This window comes from Nostoc sp., assembly GCF_036917775.1.
Classification (GTDB): Bacteria; Cyanobacteriota; Cyanobacteriia; order Cyanobacteriales; family Nostocaceae; genus Nostoc.
Genome location: NZ_JBALEQ010000140.1, coordinates 38,366 through 59,913 on the forward strand (window position 1 = coordinate 38,366; position 21,548 = coordinate 59,913).

General features: G+C 44.6%; 19 protein-coding genes. 13 read left to right on the forward strand and 6 right to left on the reverse strand.

Annotated features, from left to right (window positions below):
• Positions 1-64 precede the first annotated feature (64 nt).
• A complete protein-coding gene (gene modA / locus V7K69_RS28185; protein WP_335040612.1) occupies positions 65-859 on the forward strand; it encodes a molybdate ABC transporter substrate-binding protein in 795 nt (264 codons plus the stop codon).
• 156 nt (positions 860-1,015) lie between these two features.
• Here modA and V7K69_RS28190 read toward each other — a convergent pair whose 3' ends face one another.
• From V7K69_RS28190 to V7K69_RS28210, 5 genes are all read right to left on the reverse strand, one after another.
• Positions 1,016-1,963: an NAD-dependent epimerase/dehydratase family protein gene (locus V7K69_RS28190; RefSeq protein ID WP_335040614.1), complete on the reverse strand. Its 948-nt coding sequence runs from the start codon at positions 1,961-1,963 to the stop codon at positions 1,016-1,018.
• Positions 1,964-2,727: 764 nt separating this feature from the next.
• Positions 2,728-3,009 (reverse strand): type II toxin-antitoxin system RelE/ParE family toxin, encoded by a 282-nt coding sequence (locus V7K69_RS28195; protein ID WP_335040617.1) that lies wholly within the window; start codon positions 3,007-3,009, stop codon positions 2,728-2,730.
• A complete protein-coding gene (locus V7K69_RS28200) occupies positions 3,006-3,350 on the reverse strand; it encodes an addiction module protein (RefSeq protein ID WP_335040619.1) in 345 nt (114 codons plus the stop codon). Before V7K69_RS28200 ends, V7K69_RS28195 begins: the two co-directional genes overlap by 4 nt.
• Positions 3,351-3,503: 153 nt before the next feature.
• The gene (locus tag V7K69_RS28205) at positions 3,504-3,665 is read right to left on the reverse strand and encodes a hypothetical protein (protein WP_335040622.1); all 162 of its coding nucleotides are present in this window, start codon (positions 3,663-3,665) and stop codon (positions 3,504-3,506) included.
• Positions 3,656-3,811, reverse strand: coding sequence for a hypothetical protein (locus V7K69_RS28210; protein WP_334953918.1), 156 nt, complete (start codon positions 3,809-3,811; stop codon positions 3,656-3,658). The genes V7K69_RS28205 and V7K69_RS28210 overlap by 10 nt, the downstream gene beginning before the upstream one ends.
• 277 nt (positions 3,812-4,088) lie before the next feature.
• Between V7K69_RS28210 and V7K69_RS28215 the strand changes: the two genes are divergently transcribed.
• Positions 4,089-4,460: a hypothetical protein gene (locus V7K69_RS28215; protein ID WP_335040624.1), complete on the forward strand. Its 372-nt coding sequence runs from the start codon at positions 4,089-4,091 to the stop codon at positions 4,458-4,460.
• A gap of 539 nt (positions 4,461-4,999) precedes the next feature.
• Here the strand turns inward: V7K69_RS28215 and V7K69_RS28220 are convergent.
• Positions 5,000-6,592: an alkaline phosphatase D family protein gene (locus tag V7K69_RS28220; protein ID WP_335040627.1), complete on the reverse strand. Its 1,593-nt coding sequence runs from the start codon at positions 6,590-6,592 to the stop codon at positions 5,000-5,002.
• Between the two features lie 380 nt (positions 6,593-6,972).
• Between V7K69_RS28220 and V7K69_RS28225 the strand changes: the two genes are divergently transcribed.
• The 11 genes from V7K69_RS28225 to V7K69_RS28275 all read left to right on the forward strand — a co-directional run bounded on the left by V7K69_RS28225 (position 6,973) and on the right by V7K69_RS28275 (position 21,118).
• Entirely contained in the window at positions 6,973-7,455 is a 483-nt protein-coding gene (locus V7K69_RS28225; protein ID WP_335040630.1) for a hypothetical protein, read from the forward strand.
• An 87-nt stretch (positions 7,456-7,542) separates the two neighbouring features.
• The gene (locus V7K69_RS28230; RefSeq protein WP_335040632.1) at positions 7,543-7,755 is read left to right on the forward strand and encodes a hypothetical protein; all 213 of its coding nucleotides are present in this window, start codon (positions 7,543-7,545) and stop codon (positions 7,753-7,755) included.
• 285 nt (positions 7,756-8,040) lie between these two features.
• Positions 8,041-14,088, forward strand: coding sequence for an AAA family ATPase (locus V7K69_RS28235; protein ID WP_335040634.1), 6,048 nt, complete (start codon positions 8,041-8,043; stop codon positions 14,086-14,088).
• Positions 14,085-14,714: a response regulator transcription factor gene (locus V7K69_RS28240; RefSeq protein WP_335040636.1), complete on the forward strand. Its 630-nt coding sequence runs from the start codon at positions 14,085-14,087 to the stop codon at positions 14,712-14,714. The genes V7K69_RS28235 and V7K69_RS28240 overlap by 4 nt, the downstream gene beginning before the upstream one ends.
• Positions 14,715-15,147: 433 nt before the next feature.
• On the forward strand, positions 15,148-15,729 hold the full coding sequence (locus tag V7K69_RS28245; protein WP_335040639.1) for a DsbA family protein: 582 nt from the start codon (positions 15,148-15,150) through the stop codon (positions 15,727-15,729).
• Between the two features lie 69 nt (positions 15,730-15,798).
• A complete protein-coding gene (locus V7K69_RS28250) occupies positions 15,799-16,635 on the forward strand; it encodes an SDR family oxidoreductase (protein WP_335040641.1) in 837 nt (278 codons plus the stop codon).
• Between the two features lie 50 nt (positions 16,636-16,685).
• Positions 16,686-18,257, forward strand: coding sequence for a GMC family oxidoreductase (locus V7K69_RS28255; RefSeq protein WP_335040643.1), 1,572 nt, complete (start codon positions 16,686-16,688; stop codon positions 18,255-18,257).
• Between the two features lie 110 nt (positions 18,258-18,367).
• The gene (locus V7K69_RS28260) at positions 18,368-18,598 is read left to right on the forward strand and encodes an alpha/beta fold hydrolase (RefSeq protein WP_335040646.1); all 231 of its coding nucleotides are present in this window, start codon (positions 18,368-18,370) and stop codon (positions 18,596-18,598) included.
• A 60-nt stretch (positions 18,599-18,658) separates the two neighbouring features.
• A complete protein-coding gene (locus V7K69_RS28265; RefSeq protein ID WP_335040648.1) occupies positions 18,659-19,519 on the forward strand; it encodes an alpha/beta fold hydrolase in 861 nt (286 codons plus the stop codon).
• 265 nt (positions 19,520-19,784) lie between these two features.
• Positions 19,785-19,943 carry a hypothetical protein gene (locus V7K69_RS28270; RefSeq protein ID WP_335040650.1) on the forward strand — a complete coding sequence of 53 codons (159 nt, stop codon included), beginning with the start codon at positions 19,785-19,787 and terminating at the stop codon, positions 19,941-19,943.
• Positions 19,944-20,215: 272 nt separating this feature from the next.
• Positions 20,216-21,118 (forward strand): dioxygenase family protein, encoded by a 903-nt coding sequence (locus V7K69_RS28275; protein ID WP_335040652.1) that lies wholly within the window; start codon positions 20,216-20,218, stop codon positions 21,116-21,118.
• Positions 21,119-21,548 lie beyond the last annotated feature (430 nt).

Below are 21,548 nucleotides of genomic sequence, written 5' to 3' on the forward strand. Positions count from 1 at the left end.
GTATCTTTGGTATTATTTTACCTAACATCAATTTTATGGAAGAAATTTCTCAAACGCCTTTTCTATGAAAAGAAGACAAATTTTTGGCTTACTGGGTATAGCAGTTGCTAGTTTGCTCCTGGCAATTGGTTTACCGTTAGTTAATCCTTCTCCGGTAATAGCACAGTCAAACAGCACTATCCTCGTCTCCGCAGCCGCCAGTTTAAAAGAGGCACTAGAGGAAATTAAGCCTTTGTACCAACAAAGTAAATCAGATGTCAACATTAATTATAATTTTGGGGCTTCTGGTGCCTTGCAACAACAGATTGAGCAAGGTGCCCCAGCAGATATCTTTATTTCTGCTGGCAAAAAGCAAGTGGATGCCCTAGAACAAAAAGGACTTTTGGTAACAGGTAGCCGTGCTAACTTGGCAAATAACCGTCTAGTCTTGATTGTGGCTCAGGATGTTGTTGGCATCACTAGTTTCTACAATTTAACAGATAGTAAGATTAAAAAAATTGCGATCGGTGAACCTAGAAGTGTACCCGCCGGTCAATATGGGGAGCAAGTCTTAAAGAAATTGAAACTTTATAATCAGGTAAAGCCCAAATTAGTCTTTGCTAACAACGTGCGTCAAGTTTTGGCAGCAGTAGAAAGTGGTAACGCTGAAGCGGGTTTAGTTTATGCCACTGATGCCAAAATTTCCAACAAGGTAAAAGTCATAGTTGCTGCTGACGATAAGTTTCACTCACCGATTGTCTATCCAATGGCAGTAATTAAAAGCAGTAAAAATATTCCAGCAGCCAAAGAGTTTATCCAATTTTTATCTGGCAGTGAAGCCAAGACTGTACTCAAAAAATATGGGTTTCTTGTAAGTTAGCAAGAAGCTTAAGAGTTCATTTGAATAAGTGTTTCGCTGTGACTTAAGGCACTTTTAGATCCCCCTAACCCCTTTTAAAAGGGTTGGGGGATATTTTGTGCATAAGTTTTAAAGGAGAATAACCAATGCCCAATGCCCCATACTCTTTAATACAACTTAATACAACGACTTAATCCACTGCCATTCCTGCATCAAACCCTCTCTCAGAGAGACTTGTGGCTGATATCCCAGAATTTTCTGCGCTTTAGATACATCAGCAGCAGTGTGGCGTGCATCTCCCATCGCTTTTTCTATGTGGTTTCTTTTGATTGGTTTGCCAACGATTTCTTCAATCGTATCTAAGACTTCTGCTAAAACCACCCTGCTACCACCACCGATATTAAAAATTTCTCCCACTGCTTGGGGTGTGGAAGCAGCCGCTAAATTGGCCGCGACGATATCACCAACAAATGTAAACTCCCGCGTTTGCTGTCCATCGCCGTAAATAGGAATCGCCTCATCCTGCAATATGGATTTAAAGAACTTATGAAATGCCATATCTGGGCGTTGTTTAGGTCCATAGACTGTGAAATAGCGCAATGATACAGATGGCACACCAAAGTTTTTGTAATACAGTCTGCACAAAGTTTCAGCCGCTAGCTTAGTAATGCCGTAAGGAGAAACAGGTTCAGGGCAAATTCCTTCGTGAGTAGGTAACGTTTCTGCATCACCATATACACTTGACGAAGAAGCAAACACTAATCTTTTCAAGTGTTTTGCATCTTTAGCCGCTTCTAGCAAAACTTGCGTAGCATTAATATTTCGTTCTGTGTAACCTCGAAAAGCCTTACCCCAGCTAGCCCTGACACCTGCTTGTGCTGCTTGATGGTAAACGACATCAACATTTTTTAAGAGTTCCTGCCAATCTAAAAACTGAATATCTGCTTCAATTAATGTAAAACTAGGTGAGTTATGTAAGTGTGCAACATTCTTACGCTTTAACATAGGATCGTAATAATCATTGAATTCATCAATCCCAATTACTTCTTCCCCTTGTTGTAGCAAGATGTCTACGAGGTGAGAACCAATAAAGCCTGCTGCTCCAGTAACGATAATTTTAGCCATGTTAGCTATTTTTTGCTATTTTCATAAATTTCTATATTCACAGGTTAGTACTTGTAATCAATAATCGTCATTACTTAAGATTGATTTTTAATCAATTATTGTACTGTTTTAAACACAAGTATTACTTAAATAAATATACTTATAATCTAATTAATGAAAGTATATTTATTTGGTTACTGTATGACAAAATTTACTAAGCAAATATACTAGTTGACAGAATTTAATCTTGAGAATAAACGCAGTTGAAATTCCAAACACGAAATGTTCTTAAAACCCAATACGGTTAAGTTAGCGATAAAAACCTTAAGCTGCGTCGGTTTGGTTGAGGAACGAAACCCAACATGAAGCGTTAGACGCGTAGTGGCTTGTCGTTAGACATCGCGTGTTGTGGAAGAGTGAGTGCGATCGCAATGGTTATTCTGATAAACAAGCAGATATCAAGCCTGTCTACGTTTATTTATAAATCTAAAAAGTATTTTTTGCGTATTTAGCAGGAGATGCGGTTTATTTATAAATGACGCATAGTAGCGGCTTGTCGTTAGACATCGCCTAGTGTAGAAGAGTGAGCGATCACCTTGCAGAAAACCTCAAAAATAAAGCGTAGACGCGTAACGGCTTATCGCTAGACATCGCCCGTAATTATAGTGTTAGGTTCGCGTCTGCAACGATTTTGGATCTCTGCGACCATGAAAAACTGCCGTTAGAGCCTGTCAAGAAACAACTTTTACAATTTATTATCTAGAAAGCTTACTGAGAAGGCATTTCTAGCTCAAAAGAGGCAAGGTTGTTACATGACAAGCTCTTACTATTACTCGACTCGACACAATCCGATAGTATACAGCATAGGGAAATCGTCGCACTACTGCTCGTCGAATATCAGCGTAGACAATTAGATATGATTCTGGCATCTGAGAAATTCGATTCACTGTTTCGTCTACACAGTCTAAAAACTCGTCACCCAGACCGGGTTTCTGGCTCTCGTACCAACTGTGCGCCTCATTGAGTTCTTCTCGAACCTCTGGGCGAAATACCAGGACATAATTCATTGCTGTCCCTTAATTGATGCTTTGATTTCCTCCCAAGTCAGCACATTGTCTGGATTTGAATCATAGTCAGCAGTTCGACGATCAAGCTCTTGCTTCTGTACATCGGTTAAATCAGGGTAAACTTGCTCTGCTGCGATGCTATCCCAAATTGCCTGCACAATACGGATTCTATCTTCAACACTAAGATTTGCGATTTCGTTCAAAGTAGCTGTGATATCCATGCTGATTAACTTGGAGTGAGGAAGCAACTGGTACACCTTAAATATAGCGGACAAGATTTTGTCCATCAAATCAAACGCTGCATCTGATTTGATACCCAATAGAGCGTTAGCGTAGCTCACCCTAGGTAGGTATCGCCTTGTAGAAAACCTCAAAAATAAAGCGATCGCTGTTGTGGAAGAGTGAGTGCGTTAGCGTAGCTTACCGCAGGTATCGCTGTGTATATTTAATTAAGTAGATAAGTTTAGATATTGGGGTGAAGCATCTTCGGTCATTCAATTACTTGCCGCAGGAGTACGAACAGGTACTGTGACTTGAAGAAGATTTTGGACAGGTTGTCCAGCTTTACCTTCCAAAAATGGATGTCCAAGTTTACGTTCCAAAAACATCCAAGAAATGACATAAGGAAAAGTAAACGGCTCAAACCCTATGTCCATATACAAGATAACGCTTTTGGTAATAGCGATGCGATCGCTTCTGGCAAAACTTGTGAGGAATCCGGTTCGCGGGAAAAGTCGCCTAAGAGTCGTATTAAAGCGGATCTTTGTCCATTTTCTTCTTCCATTTCTGTTATTCTGTCCATTTTCTTTTTCCAAACAAGCGATCGCTTAATTAATGCCTTAACGAAGTTATAAGTATTTCAGGAAGCAACTTGTCCAACTTCTTCTTCCAAAACCTGTCCAAAATCTTCTTCAAGTCACATTATTATGTGTAAATAATACTTCTGCTATTACATTTTTCTTCAAAAAGCTGTTTCTTAAACCCTACTTTAATAAATGATTATCTTTAGATAATGCTCGTATATTAATTAGTAAGCAAGGAGACCTAATATTAGTTTTTCGATTTTTTAGAGAAGAGAAATGAAGAAATTCACCAGTTTGATGGTTGTTGGGGCAGTATTGTCGATGAGTGCGCCGGCATTGGCCCAAAGTCGTGCGGTTAATGTGAGTATTGGCAGTATTGGTGGTGCATTAGATAATGCTGCTTTGCGAACAGTTCGCCAAGTTATCGGGTTTGCGGTCGGTGCTGGCACTGTCGATAAATTTATTGTATATAGTCCTAGGAATGGTTCTCCCATTCCTATCGAAGGAGGTTTAGAAGCTTGTGCTGAAGCTGGCTTCGGGATAACTGATGCCAGATTTAATGCTTTTATCCAGCAGTTGCGTTCAATTACACCCCGCCAAGGAACTTTCTTAAATGTAGAACTTACTACAAGCTGTAGACTCAACTAAAAATGTTGGTACTTAACCCTCTTGTGTTACTTTTGGAAAACAATATCAAAGCTTAATTCTGAAACTGAGAGCGATTGGGTTCTCTCCATTTGGTACAAGAGGGTTAAAGGTAAGGGTGGCTGTTGGTGCTTGTAAGATGCTAGGATGGTGAGCTGACTAGTTGCACTAAAGCATCTTAAGTCTTATAATTACTTGCCTGCTGGATGTTAGCAGATGCAGGTGATTTACGGTAAGCGAAGCCATGCCGTTAGGCTTATCGCATCATTAGGTTACGGGAAAACGAGAATTTAGAAGATGCCCCAAGTGCTGTGTTGAAACATCTGGGAGAGTTGAAGCGACCGTATTTGACGGCTTTTGAGGAAGAGCTTTTGAATTTTCTTTTTATAAGTGACCATATTCCCTGCCTCAACTGGGGCATGAACCTACGTTGGGCGGGTACGATGGGAGTACTCTGTTACTTCATTAGGGAGTAATACAGTGGGATTACACTTAATTTGCTTTTGCGTATTCAAATATTTGAATACGTAAAAGCTTAAATACTAGTCTAATTTGGCACCTGGATGACCATTCTCAACAACAAAGGAAGCATAGGTATATACAGGCGCATCTGGACGACTCACAGTTGTAACAATACGCAGGTCAGTCTGCCAACGCTGATAGTTAAGGTTGACTCGGAAGTAACCTCGGCGATCGCCATCAAAGAACTTAATGTGTGGGTTTTCTGGAATCTTCGGGCCGTAGTAGGGGCCGTAGACATTGGCATCACCATTGCTAGTAATCGAAGGAGTCACAAACTCCGTAGCCACTGTTGGAGAGTTAGAAGCCTTAAAGTCCAGCTTGAGGTCATTTACAAATGTAGAATGCCAATCCCCAGTAATCACCACTGGGTTAGAAATCTGGCGGCTGGCGATGTGACTTAAAACACGATTACGTGCAAGGGGATATCCATCCCATGAGTCGTTCCAAAAGATTTCGCCTGGCCCAATTTTATGATCTAGCTCTGCCATCAGCACCTGTTGAGCTAGTATGTTCCAACGTGCTTGAGAACGGTCAAGACCATCCAGCAGCCAGCGCTCCTGCTGAGAACCAAGCATAGTTTTAAATGGATCTAGCGCTGCTGGGCAACGAGGTGTTTCACCGTCACCGCATGGCTGATCGCTCCGATACTGGCGGCTATCAAGTACGTTAAACTCTGCCAGATTACCAAAAGTCAGCCGACGGTAAATAAGCATATCTGGCCCCTGTGGGAGGGAAAATTCTCGCAGTGGCTGATGCTCATAATAAGCTTGATAAGCAGCAGCACGCCTTTCGAGAAACTTTTTGACCGGATCGTTGTTTTCCGAAATGTCATCGGTATAGTCATTTTCAACTTCGTGGTCGTCCCAAGTGACTGTAAAAGGAAACAAGGCGTGAGCTTTTTGTAAATCCGGGTCAGTTTTATATAGAGCATATCGAAGACGGTATTGCTCAAGGGTATTCGTTTCTTTTCTAAACTCTTCAGGTAAAGAAACGTTGCGTACACCACCTTTGTCAGGGATGCCATATTCGTAAATATAATCACCCAAGTGAAAAACCAAATCTAAATCTTCTTCAGCTAGGCGACGATAAGCAGAATAGAAACCATCCTCCCATTTTTGGCAAGTAACAAAAGCAAAGTTGAGCTGATTCAACCTAGCGCCAATCGCCGGAGCAGTACGGGTACGACCAATCGGACTATCTTCATTACCCACTTTAAACTGATACCAATACCAACGGTTAGGCTCTAAGCCACGTACATTTACATGAACAGAGTGCGCTAATTCGGGGGTTGCCAATGTCACGCCTCGTAGCACAATTTTTCTCATGTTTTCATCCAAAGCAACTTGCCAGCGTACTGGCACATTAACCTGCGGCATACCACCGCCATTTAAGGGATCTGGAGCCAGCCGCGTCCATAACACTACACTATCTGGTAAAGGGTCGCCAGAGGCAATACCAAGGCTGAAAGGATAGGCAGAGAATCTTGACAGTGCAACAACTTTATGAGTCCAAAGACTAGCAATAGCACTTGCGGTCAATGTGCCGGCACCGAGCAGAAAGCGTCGCCGCTTTGCTGTAGTGGATAGCAAGCCCTGGAAATGTACACGCTCCATAAAAGTCCTTGTTGAGATTTCTACAATAAAAGAGAATAAAAAACCTAAATAATAACCATCTAGTTATTAACAAGATTAATTACCAAATCGGGTTTAATTAGGGCTTAAGAAGTTATTAATATTGCAATAATTTATTCACAATCCACAATCAGCCAGTGAACAAGTGGATGAGTGCAAGCAGCCACAGTTATGCTTTTTTTATCAGAGATGGGAATGCCTATTATTTCAAGCATTTTTGCCATTTATAAAATTGGGGACTAACGCTGTTTACGTAGCAAGTGATACCTGCATTGGGCTATGACGGAGCAGTGAGGTGATTTCCGAAATCTACGTTGTAATTGACTCTGAAAAAATATTGTTGAATTAAACAGGGTGGAATAATGGCTAAACCACCTTCTAGAAGCAAAAAAGACACTTCTCCCGCATCTACCGATTCAAGTTCACCAGCTAGCTCTACAAATGAGGATATCTCCCAGCAAGTAGATCCAGGTTCAGCAACAATTACGGTTACTGCTGTTGAAGTTCCAGAGTTAACTGAGCAGGAACAGCGCGATCGCTTACTCCTGGAGAGGAAAGTGGAACGGGCGTTTTTTGAGGCAGGCAAGGCATTGGCTCAGTTGCGCGATCGCAGGTTATACAGATCCACTCATCGCACATTTGAGGAGTATTGTCGTGATAGATTTGGATACACCCATCGCCGAGTCAATTATCTAATAGCTGGTTCTGTAGTATTTGACAACATAGTAATGGGAACAAATTGTTCCCAAAATGAGGAAGTAGACAAAACTCGACTTAACCCCTCACGAATCCTGCCAACTAATGAAGGACAAGTGCGCCCTCTGGCACAGCTAGAACCCCAGTAGCAGATTGAAGTTTGGCAACGGGCAGTACAGAAGGCTGGCGGTAAAGTTCCCAGTGCCAGAATTGTAACTGATGTGGTGCAGAGAATTATGGAACGTACTAAAGTACCCAACACCTACCAAATTGGTGAAGTCTACCAAATTCTTGCTAAGGACAATCCCGAACTGAGAGGCAAAGATAGCTGTTGGGCTATTGTCAGCGCAGTGAATAACTTTAGATTGCACGGTGAAAATATGGGATGGCGAGTACGCCGTTGGGTTACAACACCTGAAGTCTTACAATTATCTGCCTACCGAGTGTGAGCAGATACAGCAGGTTAGCGATCGCATCAATCGGGTGTATTCCGATTCGGTGGAGGAGACAGTCAAAATTCTGTTGCAGTCGTTGGGGAAGCTGAATCGACCTTATTTAACGACTGTCGAAGAGAAATTGTTGAATGTTTTGGAGATTGAAAGTAGACTTTAACTACCAAATTATTATTTCATCAAACTCTTTATAGATAGGAGGAAGCGGTAAGTAATCCTTCTAACAAGGAGAATTGCTGTATAGTTTGAGGTATGCCAGATTATCCTCTCAAGAGTTACTCTATGATTGCTCTACCTGGTATTACTATCCAAAACAAAATATACGAAAGTTCTAATTCTCTAGTGTATCGAGGCATAAGAGATGATGGAGTAGCGATCGTCGTAAAAATTCTAAAGCTTGATTATCCGTCACCTCAAGAACTAATTCGCTACAGACAGGAATATAAAATTACCCGTTCCCTTGATCTGGAAGGAGTTGTCAAGGCATACAGCCAGCAGGACTATCAACGCACTCTAGTGATTATCTTAGAAGATTTTGGGGGAGAGTCCCTAGAGAAATGGATGCACAAGCGCCCAGATATATTCTGCCCCATGCCTTTATCCACTTTTCTTGGTCTGGCGATCGCTATTTGCGACATTTTAGGCAGAATCCATGCAGCCAATGTCATTCATAAAGATATCAACCCTGGAAATATAGTCCTAAATCTGGATACTGGCGTTGTCAAAATTATTGACTTTGGAATTGCCACCCAATTTAACCGCACGAATCCGACTTTCAAAAGTCCTCATGTTTTAGAAGGAACCATCGCATACTTATCTCCAGAGCAAACCGGGCGGATGAACCGTTTACTCGATTACCGCACCGATTTTTACTCCCTTGGTGTGACATTTTACGAACTGCTGACTGGACAACTACCATTTCCCACCACAGACGTGCTGGAGCTAGTCCACTGTCATATTGCCAAACATCCTATCCCGCCGAATGAAATAAATACAACGATTCCCAAACCAGTTTCAGATATCATTCTCAAACTGATGGCAAAAAATGCTGAAAATCGCTATCAGAGTGCTTGGGGAATCAAAGCGGATTTAGAAATTTGTGCTGAACAATTAGCAGAAATCGGTCAAATATCTAGCATTAAACTGGCACTTCAAGACATTTCGGGTCAGTTTCAAATTCCTCAAAAACTCTATGGACGGGACAAGGAAGTTGCAATGTTACTGGCGGCGTTTGAGCGCGTAGCGTGTCCAGAGTCAAATCCCGTTGCTGCTTTACCAAACAATTCAGAAACAACTTCACAAACCCAACAAGCGGGCAACCCAAAATTCCAAGTCGAAATGATGTTGGTATCTGGCTATGCTGGCATTGGTAAATCGGCGTTAGTGCAGGAACTCTATAAACCAGTCACTCAAAAGCGCGGCTATTTTATCTCTGGTAAATTCGATCAATTTGGGCGCAATATTCCCTACAGCGCGATCGCAGATGCTCTGCAAAAATTGGTGCAGCAACTGCTCAGTGAACCAGACGAACAAGTGCAACAGTGGCGATCGCTCTTACTTACAGCTTTGGGAAACAACGGACAAATCATCATTGATATCATCCCAGAAGTTGAATTAATTATCGGCAAGCAGTCGCCCGTACTAGAAGTTGGAGCAACTGAAGCTCAGAATCGCTTTCATCGAATCTTTGGGCAGTTTGTGCGGGTGTTTTGTTCAGAATCACATCCCCTGGCGATTTTCTTAGATGATTTGCAGTGGATAGACTCAGCAACACTGAAGTTAATCGAGTTGATGTTGCTGGATGAGCAAACCAAATCACTATTTTTGATTGGAGCCTATCGAGATAATGAAGTAAATCCAACGCATCCATTAGCATTAATGCTAGAAAGACTGCGAAAACAAGGGGCAGTGTTTCAGGAAATTATTTTAACACCATTAACGCTTGAACCGTTAAGTGAGTTGATTGCCGAGACATTACATCGGAATGCAGACACTGTTCGTCCATTAGCTGAGTTAGTTTTGCGTAAAACTGAGGGTAATCCCTTCTTTGTCAGTGAATTTTTGAGAATGCTGCATAGCGAAAATTTATTGACCTTTGATGCACAATACTTAAGCTGGGAGTGGAACATAGCTCAGATCCAAGCCCAAGATATCACTGATAATGTTGTGGAGTTGATGCTTCACAAGTTGAATAAACTGCCAGAAAATACACAGCAAATTCTCCGGTTAGCTGCTTGCGTCGGCGCTGAATTTAATTTAGATACTCTATCGATTGTTTGTGATCAACCACCTGAAACGATTTTTCAAGATTTACTAACAGCCATACAAGTTGGATTAATTCAACCACTATCTGAATTAGATGAAAACTTGTTAATTCAAGAGTATAAGTTCTTGCACGATCGTGTGCAGCAAGCTGCATACACCTTGATTGATGAGTCGCAAAAGCAAATTGTTCATCTTCAAATTGGTCGTACTCTGCTTGAAAAGACATTGCCAGAGCGCCAACCAGACCGATTATTTGAAATTGTCGATCATTTAAATCATGGAATTGAGCTTGTTACATCTCGACCCGAACGAGATGAGATTGCTAAATTGAACTTGATGGCAGGGCAGAAAGCAAAAGGGGCGATCGCCTACAGTACGGCTCAAAACTATCTAGCTACAGGAAGAGCATGGCTAACCGCTTCTAGCTGGCAAACAAACTATGACCTGACCTTAGAATTATATCAAGAAACAACAGAAGTCGCGTACCTGTGTGGTGATTTTGAAAAGGTGGAATACTGGGGTGCGATCGTTTTACAAGAAGCTAAAACGATTCTTGATAGCGTGAAAACCTACGAAGTCAAAATTCAAACCGATACTGCACAAAACCAACCCCTAAAAGCAATTAATACGGCATTTCAAGTTTTGCAACAATTGGAAATCAATTTTCCCAAAACGCTTAGTCAATCAGATATTCATCTTGAACTAGATACAATCATCGCTCTCTTCCATGAGAAAGAGGTTGAGAGCTTGATCCATTTACCAGAGATGACTGAACCGGACAAGCTAGCGGCGATGAAAATCCTATCAAGCATTACGATTGCTGCCTATGTTGCGGTTCCTAATTTAATGCCTCTGCTTGTGACTAAACAAGTAAGCTTATCAATTCAGTACGGTAATGCTGTTGTATCTCCCTTTGCCTATGCCACCTTTGGGTTAGTTCTTTGTGGAATGATCGGAAACATCGAGGCTGGCTACCAATTTGGACAGCTTGCTCTACGGCTGTTGTCACAGCCTCGTACCCACACACTCAGAGCTAGAACATTGCTGTCCGTCAATAACTTCATCATCCATCGGAAAGAACATGCTAGAGAATTATTGAAGCCATTACTGGAAGGCTACCAAATTGGGCTAGAAACTGGAGATTTAGAATCTGCCGCCTACTGCGCTTATACCCACTGTTTTCAATCCTACGCCAATGGAAAAGAACTCGCAGAAGTTGAACGCGATATGGCGATCTATGGCGAAGCAATCTATCAAATCAAACAGGAAACGGCACTAACTTGGAATCAAATCTTTCGGCAGGTCGTCATAAACTTAATGGGACGCTCGACTAGCCCAACTCAACTTATCGGCGAATTCTACAACGAGGAAAATGAACTGCCAAAATATGAAGCAGCAAATGATGGAAGTACTATCTTTACTGTACATTTCAACAAACTTTGCCTATGCTACCTCTTTTCTCAATATGCTCAAGCCGTTAAAAATGCAGCCCTAGCAGAAACTCATTTGATCCGACTAACAGGTGCCTTCCTTCAGCCTTTGTACTATTTCTATGATTCTCTGGCAAGACTCGCAACCTATCTTGATAGCAGTACTCAAGTGCAGGAAGAAATTCTCAAAAAAGTTGCAGTTAGTCAGGACAACATGAAGCAATGGGCACATTATGCACCCATGAATTATTTGCACAAATATCATTTAGTTGAAGCAGAAAAAGCACGAGTCTTAGGTCAGTTGCTTGAGGCGGAGGAGTTCTACGAGCAAGCGATTCAAGGGGCTAGAGAAAACGCATATATTCAAGAAGAAGCGTTAGCCTATGAATTGGCTGCCAAGTTCTATCTAGGGCGAGGTCGAGAAAAGATTGCTCAACTCTACATGAAAGAAGCTCATTATTGTTACGAACGCTGGGGGGCAACCGCAAAAGTCAAGGATTTGGAAACGCGCTATCCCCAGTTCTTTGCCCAGTCGTCGCGTGTAAATGCTCCTTTAATCCTCACCACAACTGGAACCACCTCTAATACCTCGCAGGTTGCTTTCGATTTAGCAACAGTGATGAAAGCAGCTCAGGCAATTTCAAGCGAGATTGAACTGGAGCAGTTGCTTAGTTCGTTAATGCAGATCCTGATCGAGAATGCTGGGGCCCAAACTGGATGTTTGCTTTTAGAGAACGCAGGCGAATGGAGAATCGACGCTGCTTGTGAGCTGGTTGAAGGTGAAAGTGGCCGCACAACCCAAGTACTGCAATCGACTCCAATCACGAATCGCTTACCTGAATCAATCATTCAATATGTGATCCGAACCCATGAAACTGTCCTCTTAAATGACGCAAAGCGTGAAGGTCATTTCATCCATGATCCCTATATTCAGAATAATCAAACTCAATCGCTTCTCTGCTTGCCACTGGTGAATCAGAGCAAGCTTGTTGGCGTATTGTATCTAGAAAATCAATTAGCGGCTGGAGCCTTTACACCCGATCGAACCCAAGTTCTGAATCTACTCTCTACGCAGGCAGCGATCGCGATCGAAAATGCTAAACTCTACTCAAAGCTCCGCGCCAGCGAAAATCAGATGGCTCAATTTCTCGAAGCGATTCCCGTAGGCATTGGCATTATTGACGCGATGGGTCGCCCTTACTATGTCAATCAGAGGGGCATTGAGCTGATGGGTAAAGGCGTTGATCCTGCCGCCACCCCGGAGCAACTTTCAGAGGTTTATCAATTTTATGTAACGGGGACGGATCAAATCTATCCATTTGAGAGACTGCCAATCATCCGAGCGTTGAGCGGTGAACGCACCAGGATTGACGATGTAGATATTCACCAAAACAACGCAATTATTCCCGTTGAAGGGTGGGGAACTCCTATCTTTGATGAACAAGGCAATGTTGCTTATGCGATTATAGCCTTTCAAGACATTACCGAGCGTAAGCAATCAGAGAAACTGCTAGCCGAATACAACCAAGCGTTAGAACAACAAGTCACCGAGCGAACGTTGCTGCTTTCACAAGAGATTGAACAGCGTCAGCAAGTTGAAAACGCCCTGCGCCAAAGTGAAGAGCAACGTAGGCTAACAATGAATTTCGCCTACATCGGCAGTTGGAATTGGAACATCTTAGACAATACCGTGCATTGGGATGATAACAACACTCGATTGCTGGGGGTAGCGCCTGGTGAAGTTGAGGTTAGCTATCGGGCGTGGTGGGATCGGGTTCATCCAGAAGATGTCGATCGGGTTGAGCAAGCTCTTACAACCGCTCTGGCAACTCATACTGATTATGAAGGGGAATATCGAATAATTTACCCAGATGGTAGTATTCACTGGCTCGTTAGTCGAGGTCGAGGGATCTATAACGAAGCCGGACAGCCTATGCGAATGTTAGGTGTATCTTTCGACATTAGCGAACAGCGAAACGCTGCACTGCGAGAACGCAAACGTGCCGAAGCAGCCTCCATTCTGGAGGAACGCAACCGTATGGCACGAGAAATTCATGATACACTGGCGCAAGCATTCACAGGGATTCTAGTTCACATGGGAGCCGTCTCTCGATTAGTCGCAACCAACCCAGATGCCGTGCAGACCCATATTGATACGGTTCGAGATTTGGCTCGCAGTGGGCTAACAGAGGCTCGGCGATCAGTTGCGGCACTGCGTCCCCAATTACTAGAAGATGGCAACCTGTGGACGGCATTGGAGCGATTTATAGCCACCATGTCATCCTCAAACGAAACTCGCTTGATTTACGACATTATTGGCACGCCCTATGGGCTACCGCCTGAAACTGAGAATCATCTCCTGAGAATTGGGCAGGAAGCCTTTACAAACGCAATCAAGTACGCTTATGCAAGCGAAATTCGAGTTGAGTTGGTTTATGAGCCAACCTTATGCTTTTTACGAATTAAAGACAATGGACAGGGGTTTGAAGTCACCACTACCACACTCAGCCAGGGATTTGGCTTACTGGGGATGACTGAACGAGCGGAACATATTGGGGCACAGCTCTCAATTGAAAGCCAACTGGGGCAGGGAACAGAAGTGCTGGTCACGGTGAACCGGGAGACAGCAGTATGAGCCAGTCCGCAACCATTCGCGTTTTACTTGTTGATGATCACGCGATCGTCCGCCAGGGACTCGCCGCCATGATTGAGAATGAGCCAGATATGACCGTTGTGGGACAAGCAGGCGATGGGCAGGAGGCGATCGCCTTTTATCGACAGCTACAGCCCGATATCACCTTAATGGACTTACGTATGCCCCACATGAGCGGTGTAGATGCAACCATCGCCATCTGCGCTGAATTTACCCATGCCCGGATCATTGTGCTAACCACTTACGATGGTGATGAAGATATTTATCGTGCATTACGCGCTGGCGCTAAAGGCTATTTACTTAAGGATGCTGAACCCGAAGCGCTCCTCAATGCCATCCATATCGTTCATAGTGGGCAACAATATATCCCCTCCGAAGTTGCTGCCAAGCTGGTGCAACGCATGAACAACCCAGAGTTGAGCGATCGCGAACGAGAAGTCATTCACCTCATGGTCGATGGTTTAAGCAATCATGACATTGGTGTGGCTTTGAATATTACTGAAAGTACGGTCAAATTTCACGTCAATCGCATTTTGAGCAAATTAGGCGTGAGCGATCGCACTCAGGCGGTGGTTACAGCATTGAAACGAGGGCTTGCTAAGTTGTGACTGAACTTAAGTTCGGTTGCTGATTAGCCGCAGAGATAGATAATGCCCATCCTTTCGTTTCTTCCAAGACTCAACGCTGGGTTGGCGACAAAGTAGTATCAACTTTGTAAGCTAGAGCTATCGAAATGAAGGAGCGAAATTCCAATATTTTGGGAAGAGCAAAGGGTCAAGTCGCTTTGCTCCAATTAAAAATTAAAAATTATTAATTAAAAATTGCAATAAGTGGGGGCAAGCCAATTAAAAATTGATAATTAAAAATTAAAAATAATTCTTTAATTATTAATTATTAATTTTTAATTCCCGAAGGGTGGGGGCTTGTACCCCAAATTAATTAAAAATTATTATTCTTTTTACATTTTTAATTTTTAACTTTTAATTTTTAATTCAAAAAAGGTCACTCATGTCATGAGAAACTCTTTTGTCAAAATGTCCGATGAACCAAGATAGCTATTCTAACCAACTCCTTGTTCTACCTTCCCAGCGTGACCACTACCAGGGAACGCTCAATGCCCCAGTTGTACTTGTGGAATATGGAAACTACGAATGTTCTCAATGCGGAGAACTGCATCAATTAATTCAGGTCATTCAACAGCATTTCACTTCTGTTTTTCTTGAGGAGAATCGGATTTGCGTAGTATTTCGTCATTTCATTGAGAATACACTCCATCCCCGCGCGCAAAAGGTAGCGGAAGCTGTAGAGGCCGCCGCCGCACAGGGTCAGTTTTGGCCAATGCATGACCTACTGTTTACGCATCAACAATCCCTGGATAATGGCTTTCTTGTGGAGTATGCCGATAGTTTAGGACTTGATATTTCTAAGTTCCTGCAAGATATATCGACACAAGCTCACATTGATCGCATCAATCAAGATATCGAGAGTGGATATCAAAGTGGAGTAACAGCTGCCCCAGCACTGTTTATTAATGGGATTCGCTATGGCGTAGGCGTAGCCCGCCGCAGGCATCGCTGGACTGTGGAACAAATAATGGCAGCTATTGTTGCTGCCATTCATTAAATTGTTAGCGACTCGGCAAATTAACTCCTAATTATTTTCAGCCTGTTACTACTGCTCGATGATTTCAACATGAACACAAATACAAACACATTCAACATGAACACAAATACAACTACAAACATCCGAATTGATTCCACCGAACTACTTGGCAAAAAAGTTTTGGTAACAGGCGGGACAAAAGGCATAGGCGAAGCGATCGCTACACGACTGAGGCAAGCCGGTGCAACGGTCATAACTACCGCTCGTTCAATGCCCGAAAACCTTCAATCGCCTGACCTGTTCATAGGGACTGACCTCAGCACGCCCGATGGGGTAAACAAACTTGTGCAGGAAGTATTCGCTCGTTTCGGCAGTGTGGACATCCTAATCAACAATGTCGGCGGTTCCTCTGCACCAAGCGGCGGTGCGCTTGCCCTGACAGATGGGGATTGGCAGCAAGCAGTCAATGACAATTTATTCGCTGCCGTCCGTTTGGATCGGGCGTTTCTGCCCCGGATGCTTGAACAGAAGTCAGGTGTCATCATCCATATCTCGTCGATCCAGAGTCGGCTCCCGCTTTACGACGCGACATTAGCGTATGCGGCGGCAAAAGCGGCGCTGACAAGCTACAGTAAAGGGCTGTCAAACGAAGTTGCGCCCCAGGGAGTGCGTGTCAACACCGTCGCGCCCGGCTTCATCGAAACGAAGGCGGCTGAGAGACTCATCGAGAGATTAGCTCAACAGTCCGGCACAGACCTTGATGCTCAACGCCAAGGGCTGATGGACTCACTCGGAGGAATCCCGATGGGACGACCGGGTCGCCCCGAAGAGGTCGCGGAGCTTGTCGCTTTTCTGGTGTCCGACCGCGCCTCTTACATCACAGGCGCTGAATATGTCATTGACGGAGGAACCATCCCGACCGTCTGATGCCCAAACGAGAACAAATCAACATTACGAAATTTGGAGGTACTTCTCTCATGGTGAACGAACACTACGATTTCATCGTCTGCGGCGCAGGCCCTGCGGGTTCAGTAATAGCGGCAAGGCTTGCCGAAGACAAACAAGTTAATGTGCTGCTAATCGAAGCAGGTGGAACGGATGAAGTGCCAGAGGTGATGACTCCGGCACAATGGCCGCTGAATCTTGGATCAGAACGTGACTGGGCCTTCGTTGCACAGCCCAACGTGCATCTGAACGGACGCTCAATTCCACTGAATATGGGCAAGGTACTTGGGGGCGGCTCAAGTATCAACGTCATGGTGTGGGCAAGAGGTCACAAGAATGATTGGAACTACTTCGCTGAGGCTTCCGGCGATCCAGCGTGGGGGTATGAATCCATCCTGGATATCTATCGCCGTATCGAAAACTGGCAGGGAGCGAGTGACCATGTGCGTCGGGGAACAGGCGGCCCTGTTTATGTGGAATCCGCCGCCAATCCCCAGCCCATTGCACAGGCTATGGTTGAAGCTGCAAACAGCATGGGTATTCCGCGTTTCGATAGTCCTAACGGCGAAATGATGGAAGGGCGTGGAGGCGCTGCTATAAACGATCTAATTATCCAAAACGGATGTCGTTCTTCCATCTTTCGATCGTATGTCTATCCTCTCCTGAATCAGCCGAACTTATCGGTCTTAACTCACACTATTGTCAGCAAGCTTATCTTTGATGGCAGGTCTGTCATCGGAGTTGAGGTGATCCAGGATGGCAGGCGCAATCAGTACTACGCTTCGGAGGAAGTCATTCTCTCTCTCGGCGCAATCAATACGCCGAAGGTTCTCCTTCAATCCGGAATCGGACCAGAAGAGGAACTTCGCAGGCACGGAATACCAGTTGTTCAGCACCTTCCTGGTGTTGGACAGAATCATCAGGATCACGTTTCGTTTGGCTGCATCTTTGAATACCGTGAGCCTCAGAAGATTGGCAATGGCGGCTCGGAAGCTACTCTTTACTGGACGAGTGATCCCAACCTCAAGCAGCCCGACATGTTTCACTGCCAGGTTGAGTTTCCGGTGCCCAGCGCAGATACGGCTCACCTTGGGGTTCCAGCGCACGGTTGGACGATGTTTGCGGGGCTGGCGCACCCTAAAAGCCGGGGCAAGGTAAGGCTTTCCGGCCCTGACGTAAACGATCCGGTGCTAATCGATGCAAACACTCTGTCGCACCCCGATGACCTGAAAGCCGCATTCACAAACATCGAACTTTGCCGTGACCTCGGCAATAGTACCGTCTTCGAGAAGCTTGTGAAACGTGAAGCGCTGCCAGGCAAACTAGGTCGAAGCGAAATGGAGAACTTCACCCGCAACGCAGCGGTTACATACTGGCATCAGTCGTGTACTGCCAAAATGGGGCAAGATTCTATGTCCGTAGTCGATGGTAATCTTAAGGTCTATGGCATCAATAAGCTGCGCGTGGCGGATGCTTCCATCATGCCTGAGATCACAAGTGGAAATACGATGGCTCCCTGCGTCGTCATCGGCGAACGAGCAGCAGACATCCTCAAGAAGGCGCACCGGATGACATCCTGCCAGGCGGTGGAAGTAGCTGGCTGAACGCCCACTGTACGGAGATGAAAAGCGATCGTGACGGGTGCAAGATGTCGGAACCTCTAGGTGAGTACGGCACCGGAGTCCGACTGTCCTACTGAACGAGAGCCGCGGCTTTGAGCAGTCCTGTCCCGCTCGCAGTGGTGAATGGTGGCGCGGATCGCCTAGTTAATCTTGATTACTTCGATACCGTCGCGTATGCCAATTTGTGGCAGGGACTCTATCATCGCCTGAGCGGGCTGGGGCACGCCCCTTTCTGGGAAGCGCAGGAAGAACTTACTCCGGTACTCGAACGTTTTTTGCGGGATGTCGAAACCGGCCGTGGAACCAATTTTTATAAAGACTGAGATTGTTCTTGTGCTTATCGAAATCAAACAATAAACCAATTCACAAAAAAGGAGACTCTCATGCCTTACGTTACTGTCGGTCAAGAAAATTCTGCCAGCATTGATATTTACTACGAAGATTTTGGAGTGGGTCAACCTGTGGTGTTGATTCATGGGTTTCCGCTCAGTGGTCGTTCCTGGGAAAAACAGGTTGGAGTGTTGCTAAAAGAAGGCTACCGAGTCATCACTTACGATCGCCGAGGATTCGGTGATTCCAGTCAGCCTTCGTTTGGCTATGACTACGACACCTTTGCGGCGGATTTAGACACGCTGATGACAAAACTTGATTTGCGTAATGCTGTTCTGGTCGGCTTTTCAATGGGAACAGGTGAAGTAACTCGCTATCTTGGTAAATACGGTTCAGAGCGTGTCAGTAAAGCAGTGCTAATGGGTCCAGTGCCACCCTTTCTGCTGAAGACCGATGATAACCCGGAGGGAGTTCCTCAGAGTATTTTTGACGGCATTATGAAAGCAATTGCTGAAGACCGTCCAGCCTATCTATCCACATTCCTCAAAGACTTCTTCAACGTGGATGTGTTTCTCGGCGATTCTCGTTCCGAGAGGCTACGCCAACGCATCAGTAATGAGGCTATTCAGATGAGTTGGAATGTGGCAGCAGGAGCTTCTGCTAAAGCAACACTGGATTGTGTACCGTCTTGGCTAACTGACTTCCGCGACGATCTACCGCGCATTGACGTGCCAACCTTGATCATTCATGGAGATGCGGATCGCATATTACCGCTTGAGTCTACCGCAGCAAGACTCCCGAAGCTGATTAAAAACAGTCAACTTGTGGTCATTCCTGGCGGACCGCACGCCATCAACTGGACTCATGCTGATCAGGTCAACCCTGTGCTGCTGGATTTTCTCAAAGAAAATTAAGCCACAAAAAAGCGTAAACCAAAAGCTTTTGATATGGACAATATGACGACGGAATTCTAAGTTTGCCGGGCGTGTTTGTGTATATGCCTGAATGGCACGCTTGTAAAGGGAAAATCGTTGAGGCAGCAGGGGAGCAGAGGAGCAGGGGAGAAAGAAGAAGTTTTAGGTATTGCGTTCGGATATTTAGAAATTCCCCTCTGCACCCTTGCACCTCTGCAATCCTTACGCTGCATACTCTTCAGCTTAACTTAGTGCCATTCTGTATATGCCTGCATATACACTCCATGCAATCCAACGGCTAGTTCTCTATCATGTCGGTGCTGCTGCTCTGGTATTCGATCTGTATGCAGTTGGCATCCTATCGTTATTCACCGCCTTGTCTTTTGCGATCATGCTGGTCAAAATTGCTGGCATTCTCTGGTAACAACACTGGTATCACACAACCCAAATCCAGTATGTCGCACTGATCGAAACCCTTTCAGCCGTATTGTTCTGCTTGGTAACAGCAATCTCTATTCCACCCGTTCGTCTTACTTCGGTTAAATCCATGTCCCTGCTTGAATTACGGCTTACATTTCCTGGTGCTGATTGAGTAGGCCTTTCACACGTTGCTTAGATCACAATCCCCACACTCTTATTTCTTATTGTTCAATCATTAACTCTCTTTCAATCATTCATCTTTTTGGAAGAACTATCATGAAACCAATCACAATCGACACGATTACTCAGGCTGTCATTAACCACGGTGATGGTGGCAAAACTCATCCACGCCTGTACGAAATTTACACAAGTTTAGTAAACCATCTTCACGCCTTTGTACGCGAGGTTAACCTGACCGAACCCGAATTGCAGTTAGGGCGTGATTTCCTCAATCAAGCCAGCCGCCATAGGCAAGAAATTCCCGATGGGGAGATTCACATGTTGACGGATTTGCTTGGCATTTCAGAGTTAGTGGAATTGCTGCAAGACTCCAACAGTGGCACCGAAGCAAATTTGCAAGGACCCACCTACGTGCCCAATCCGCCTCAACGCAATTTGGGCGATCGCCTTGGCATTGATCTAGAGGGTAAACCCCTGTTCCTCTCGGGTCGTGTGCTGGATGTGAACGGAAAAGCGATCGCCAATGCGGTGGTCGATGTTTGGCAACCTAGCTCCACAGGGCTGTATGACATTCAAGATTCCTCCCAACCTGCCAGGAACTTTCGTGGGCAATTCCACACCGATAACAACGGCAACTACCACTTTGAAACGATTGTGCCAAATGGGTATAACGTGCCAGCCAGTGGACCCTGTGGGCAGGTATTGCACCTCCTGGGACGACACACTTGGCGGGCAGCCCATATCCACTTCAAACTGAATGCACCGGGCTATGCTCCGCTAACAACGCAAATTTTCATTGATGGTGATCCTCACCTCGAATCTGACACCACCTTTGCGGTGCGATCGGCAATTATCCAATTGCAAAAGCATGACTTACCGGATGCCTTGAAAGCACGGCAACAGAGCCAACCATTCTACACTGCCGAGTTTGATTTTGTGCTGAAGCCACTGGAAAGAGCAACTATAAACGATATTAAGTATGCTACTACGGTTGCTTAAAAGAGTTTAATCATGTCTGTCTCATTAACTCAAGAGAATCCATTTCTCGGAACCTGGAAGCTGATTTCAGCCAGTGCAATTAATAGAACTCTTACAGAATTATTTTATGTTAAGATTGGGGATTTTTAGCTTGATTAAACCTAGAACGGCAAAACTAACTGGAGAGGTGAGACTAAAGGCTTAATTACGTATGCGTCTTAGAAAATATCAAACGAGTATACTATGCTTCCAACCTACCTCTAGCAAGTTTTACCGCTTTAGGAGTTATCTCAATCAGGATGGTTGGCTCAAGCATTAAACTCGAAGAATTGAAGTTGACAAACTAGGTTAATATGGTAATTCACAGACTAGACTAAAAAGTTAAATAATTTCAAACAACTTTTTAATAATCTAGGCGCTTGAGCCGAGCAATTACGGAATCTGGCTGTAC

Excerpts from the sequence above, each read along its gene's own strand:
- modA (WP_335040612.1), top strand. The coding sequence starts at position 65 with ATGAAAAGAAGACAAATTTTTGGCTTACTGGGTATAGCAGTTGCTAGT.
- V7K69_RS28190 (WP_335040614.1), bottom strand. The coding sequence starts at position 1,963 with ATGGCTAAAATTATCGTTACTGGAGCAGCAGGCTTTATTGGTTCTCAC.
- V7K69_RS28195 (WP_335040617.1), bottom strand. The coding sequence starts at position 3,009 with ATGAATTATGTCCTGGTATTTCGCCCAGAGGTTCGAGAAGAACTCAAT.
- V7K69_RS28205 (WP_335040622.1), bottom strand. The coding sequence starts at position 3,665 with ATGGACATAGGGTTTGAGCCGTTTACTTTTCCTTATGTCATTTCTTGG.
- V7K69_RS28210 (WP_334953918.1), bottom strand. The coding sequence starts at position 3,811 with ATGGACAGAATAACAGAAATGGAAGAAGAAAATGGACAAAGATCCGCT.
- V7K69_RS28215 (WP_335040624.1), top strand. The coding sequence starts at position 4,089 with ATGAAGAAATTCACCAGTTTGATGGTTGTTGGGGCAGTATTGTCGATG.
- V7K69_RS28220 (WP_335040627.1), bottom strand. The coding sequence starts at position 6,592 with ATGGAGCGTGTACATTTCCAGGGCTTGCTATCCACTACAGCAAAGCGG.
- V7K69_RS28225 (WP_335040630.1), top strand. The coding sequence starts at position 6,973 with ATGGCTAAACCACCTTCTAGAAGCAAAAAAGACACTTCTCCCGCATCT.
- V7K69_RS28230 (WP_335040632.1), top strand. The coding sequence starts at position 7,543 with ATGGAACGTACTAAAGTACCCAACACCTACCAAATTGGTGAAGTCTAC.
- V7K69_RS28235 (WP_335040634.1), top strand. The coding sequence starts at position 8,041 with ATGATTGCTCTACCTGGTATTACTATCCAAAACAAAATATACGAAAGT.
- V7K69_RS28240 (WP_335040636.1), top strand. The coding sequence starts at position 14,085 with ATGAGCCAGTCCGCAACCATTCGCGTTTTACTTGTTGATGATCACGCG.
- V7K69_RS28245 (WP_335040639.1), top strand. The coding sequence starts at position 15,148 with ATGAACCAAGATAGCTATTCTAACCAACTCCTTGTTCTACCTTCCCAG.
- V7K69_RS28250 (WP_335040641.1), top strand. The coding sequence starts at position 15,799 with ATGAACACAAATACAAACACATTCAACATGAACACAAATACAACTACA.
- V7K69_RS28255 (WP_335040643.1), top strand. The coding sequence starts at position 16,686 with ATGGTGAACGAACACTACGATTTCATCGTCTGCGGCGCAGGCCCTGCG.
- V7K69_RS28265 (WP_335040648.1), top strand. The coding sequence starts at position 18,659 with ATGCCTTACGTTACTGTCGGTCAAGAAAATTCTGCCAGCATTGATATT.
- V7K69_RS28270 (WP_335040650.1), top strand. The coding sequence starts at position 19,785 with ATGCCTGCATATACACTCCATGCAATCCAACGGCTAGTTCTCTATCAT.
- V7K69_RS28275 (WP_335040652.1), top strand. The coding sequence starts at position 20,216 with ATGAAACCAATCACAATCGACACGATTACTCAGGCTGTCATTAACCAC.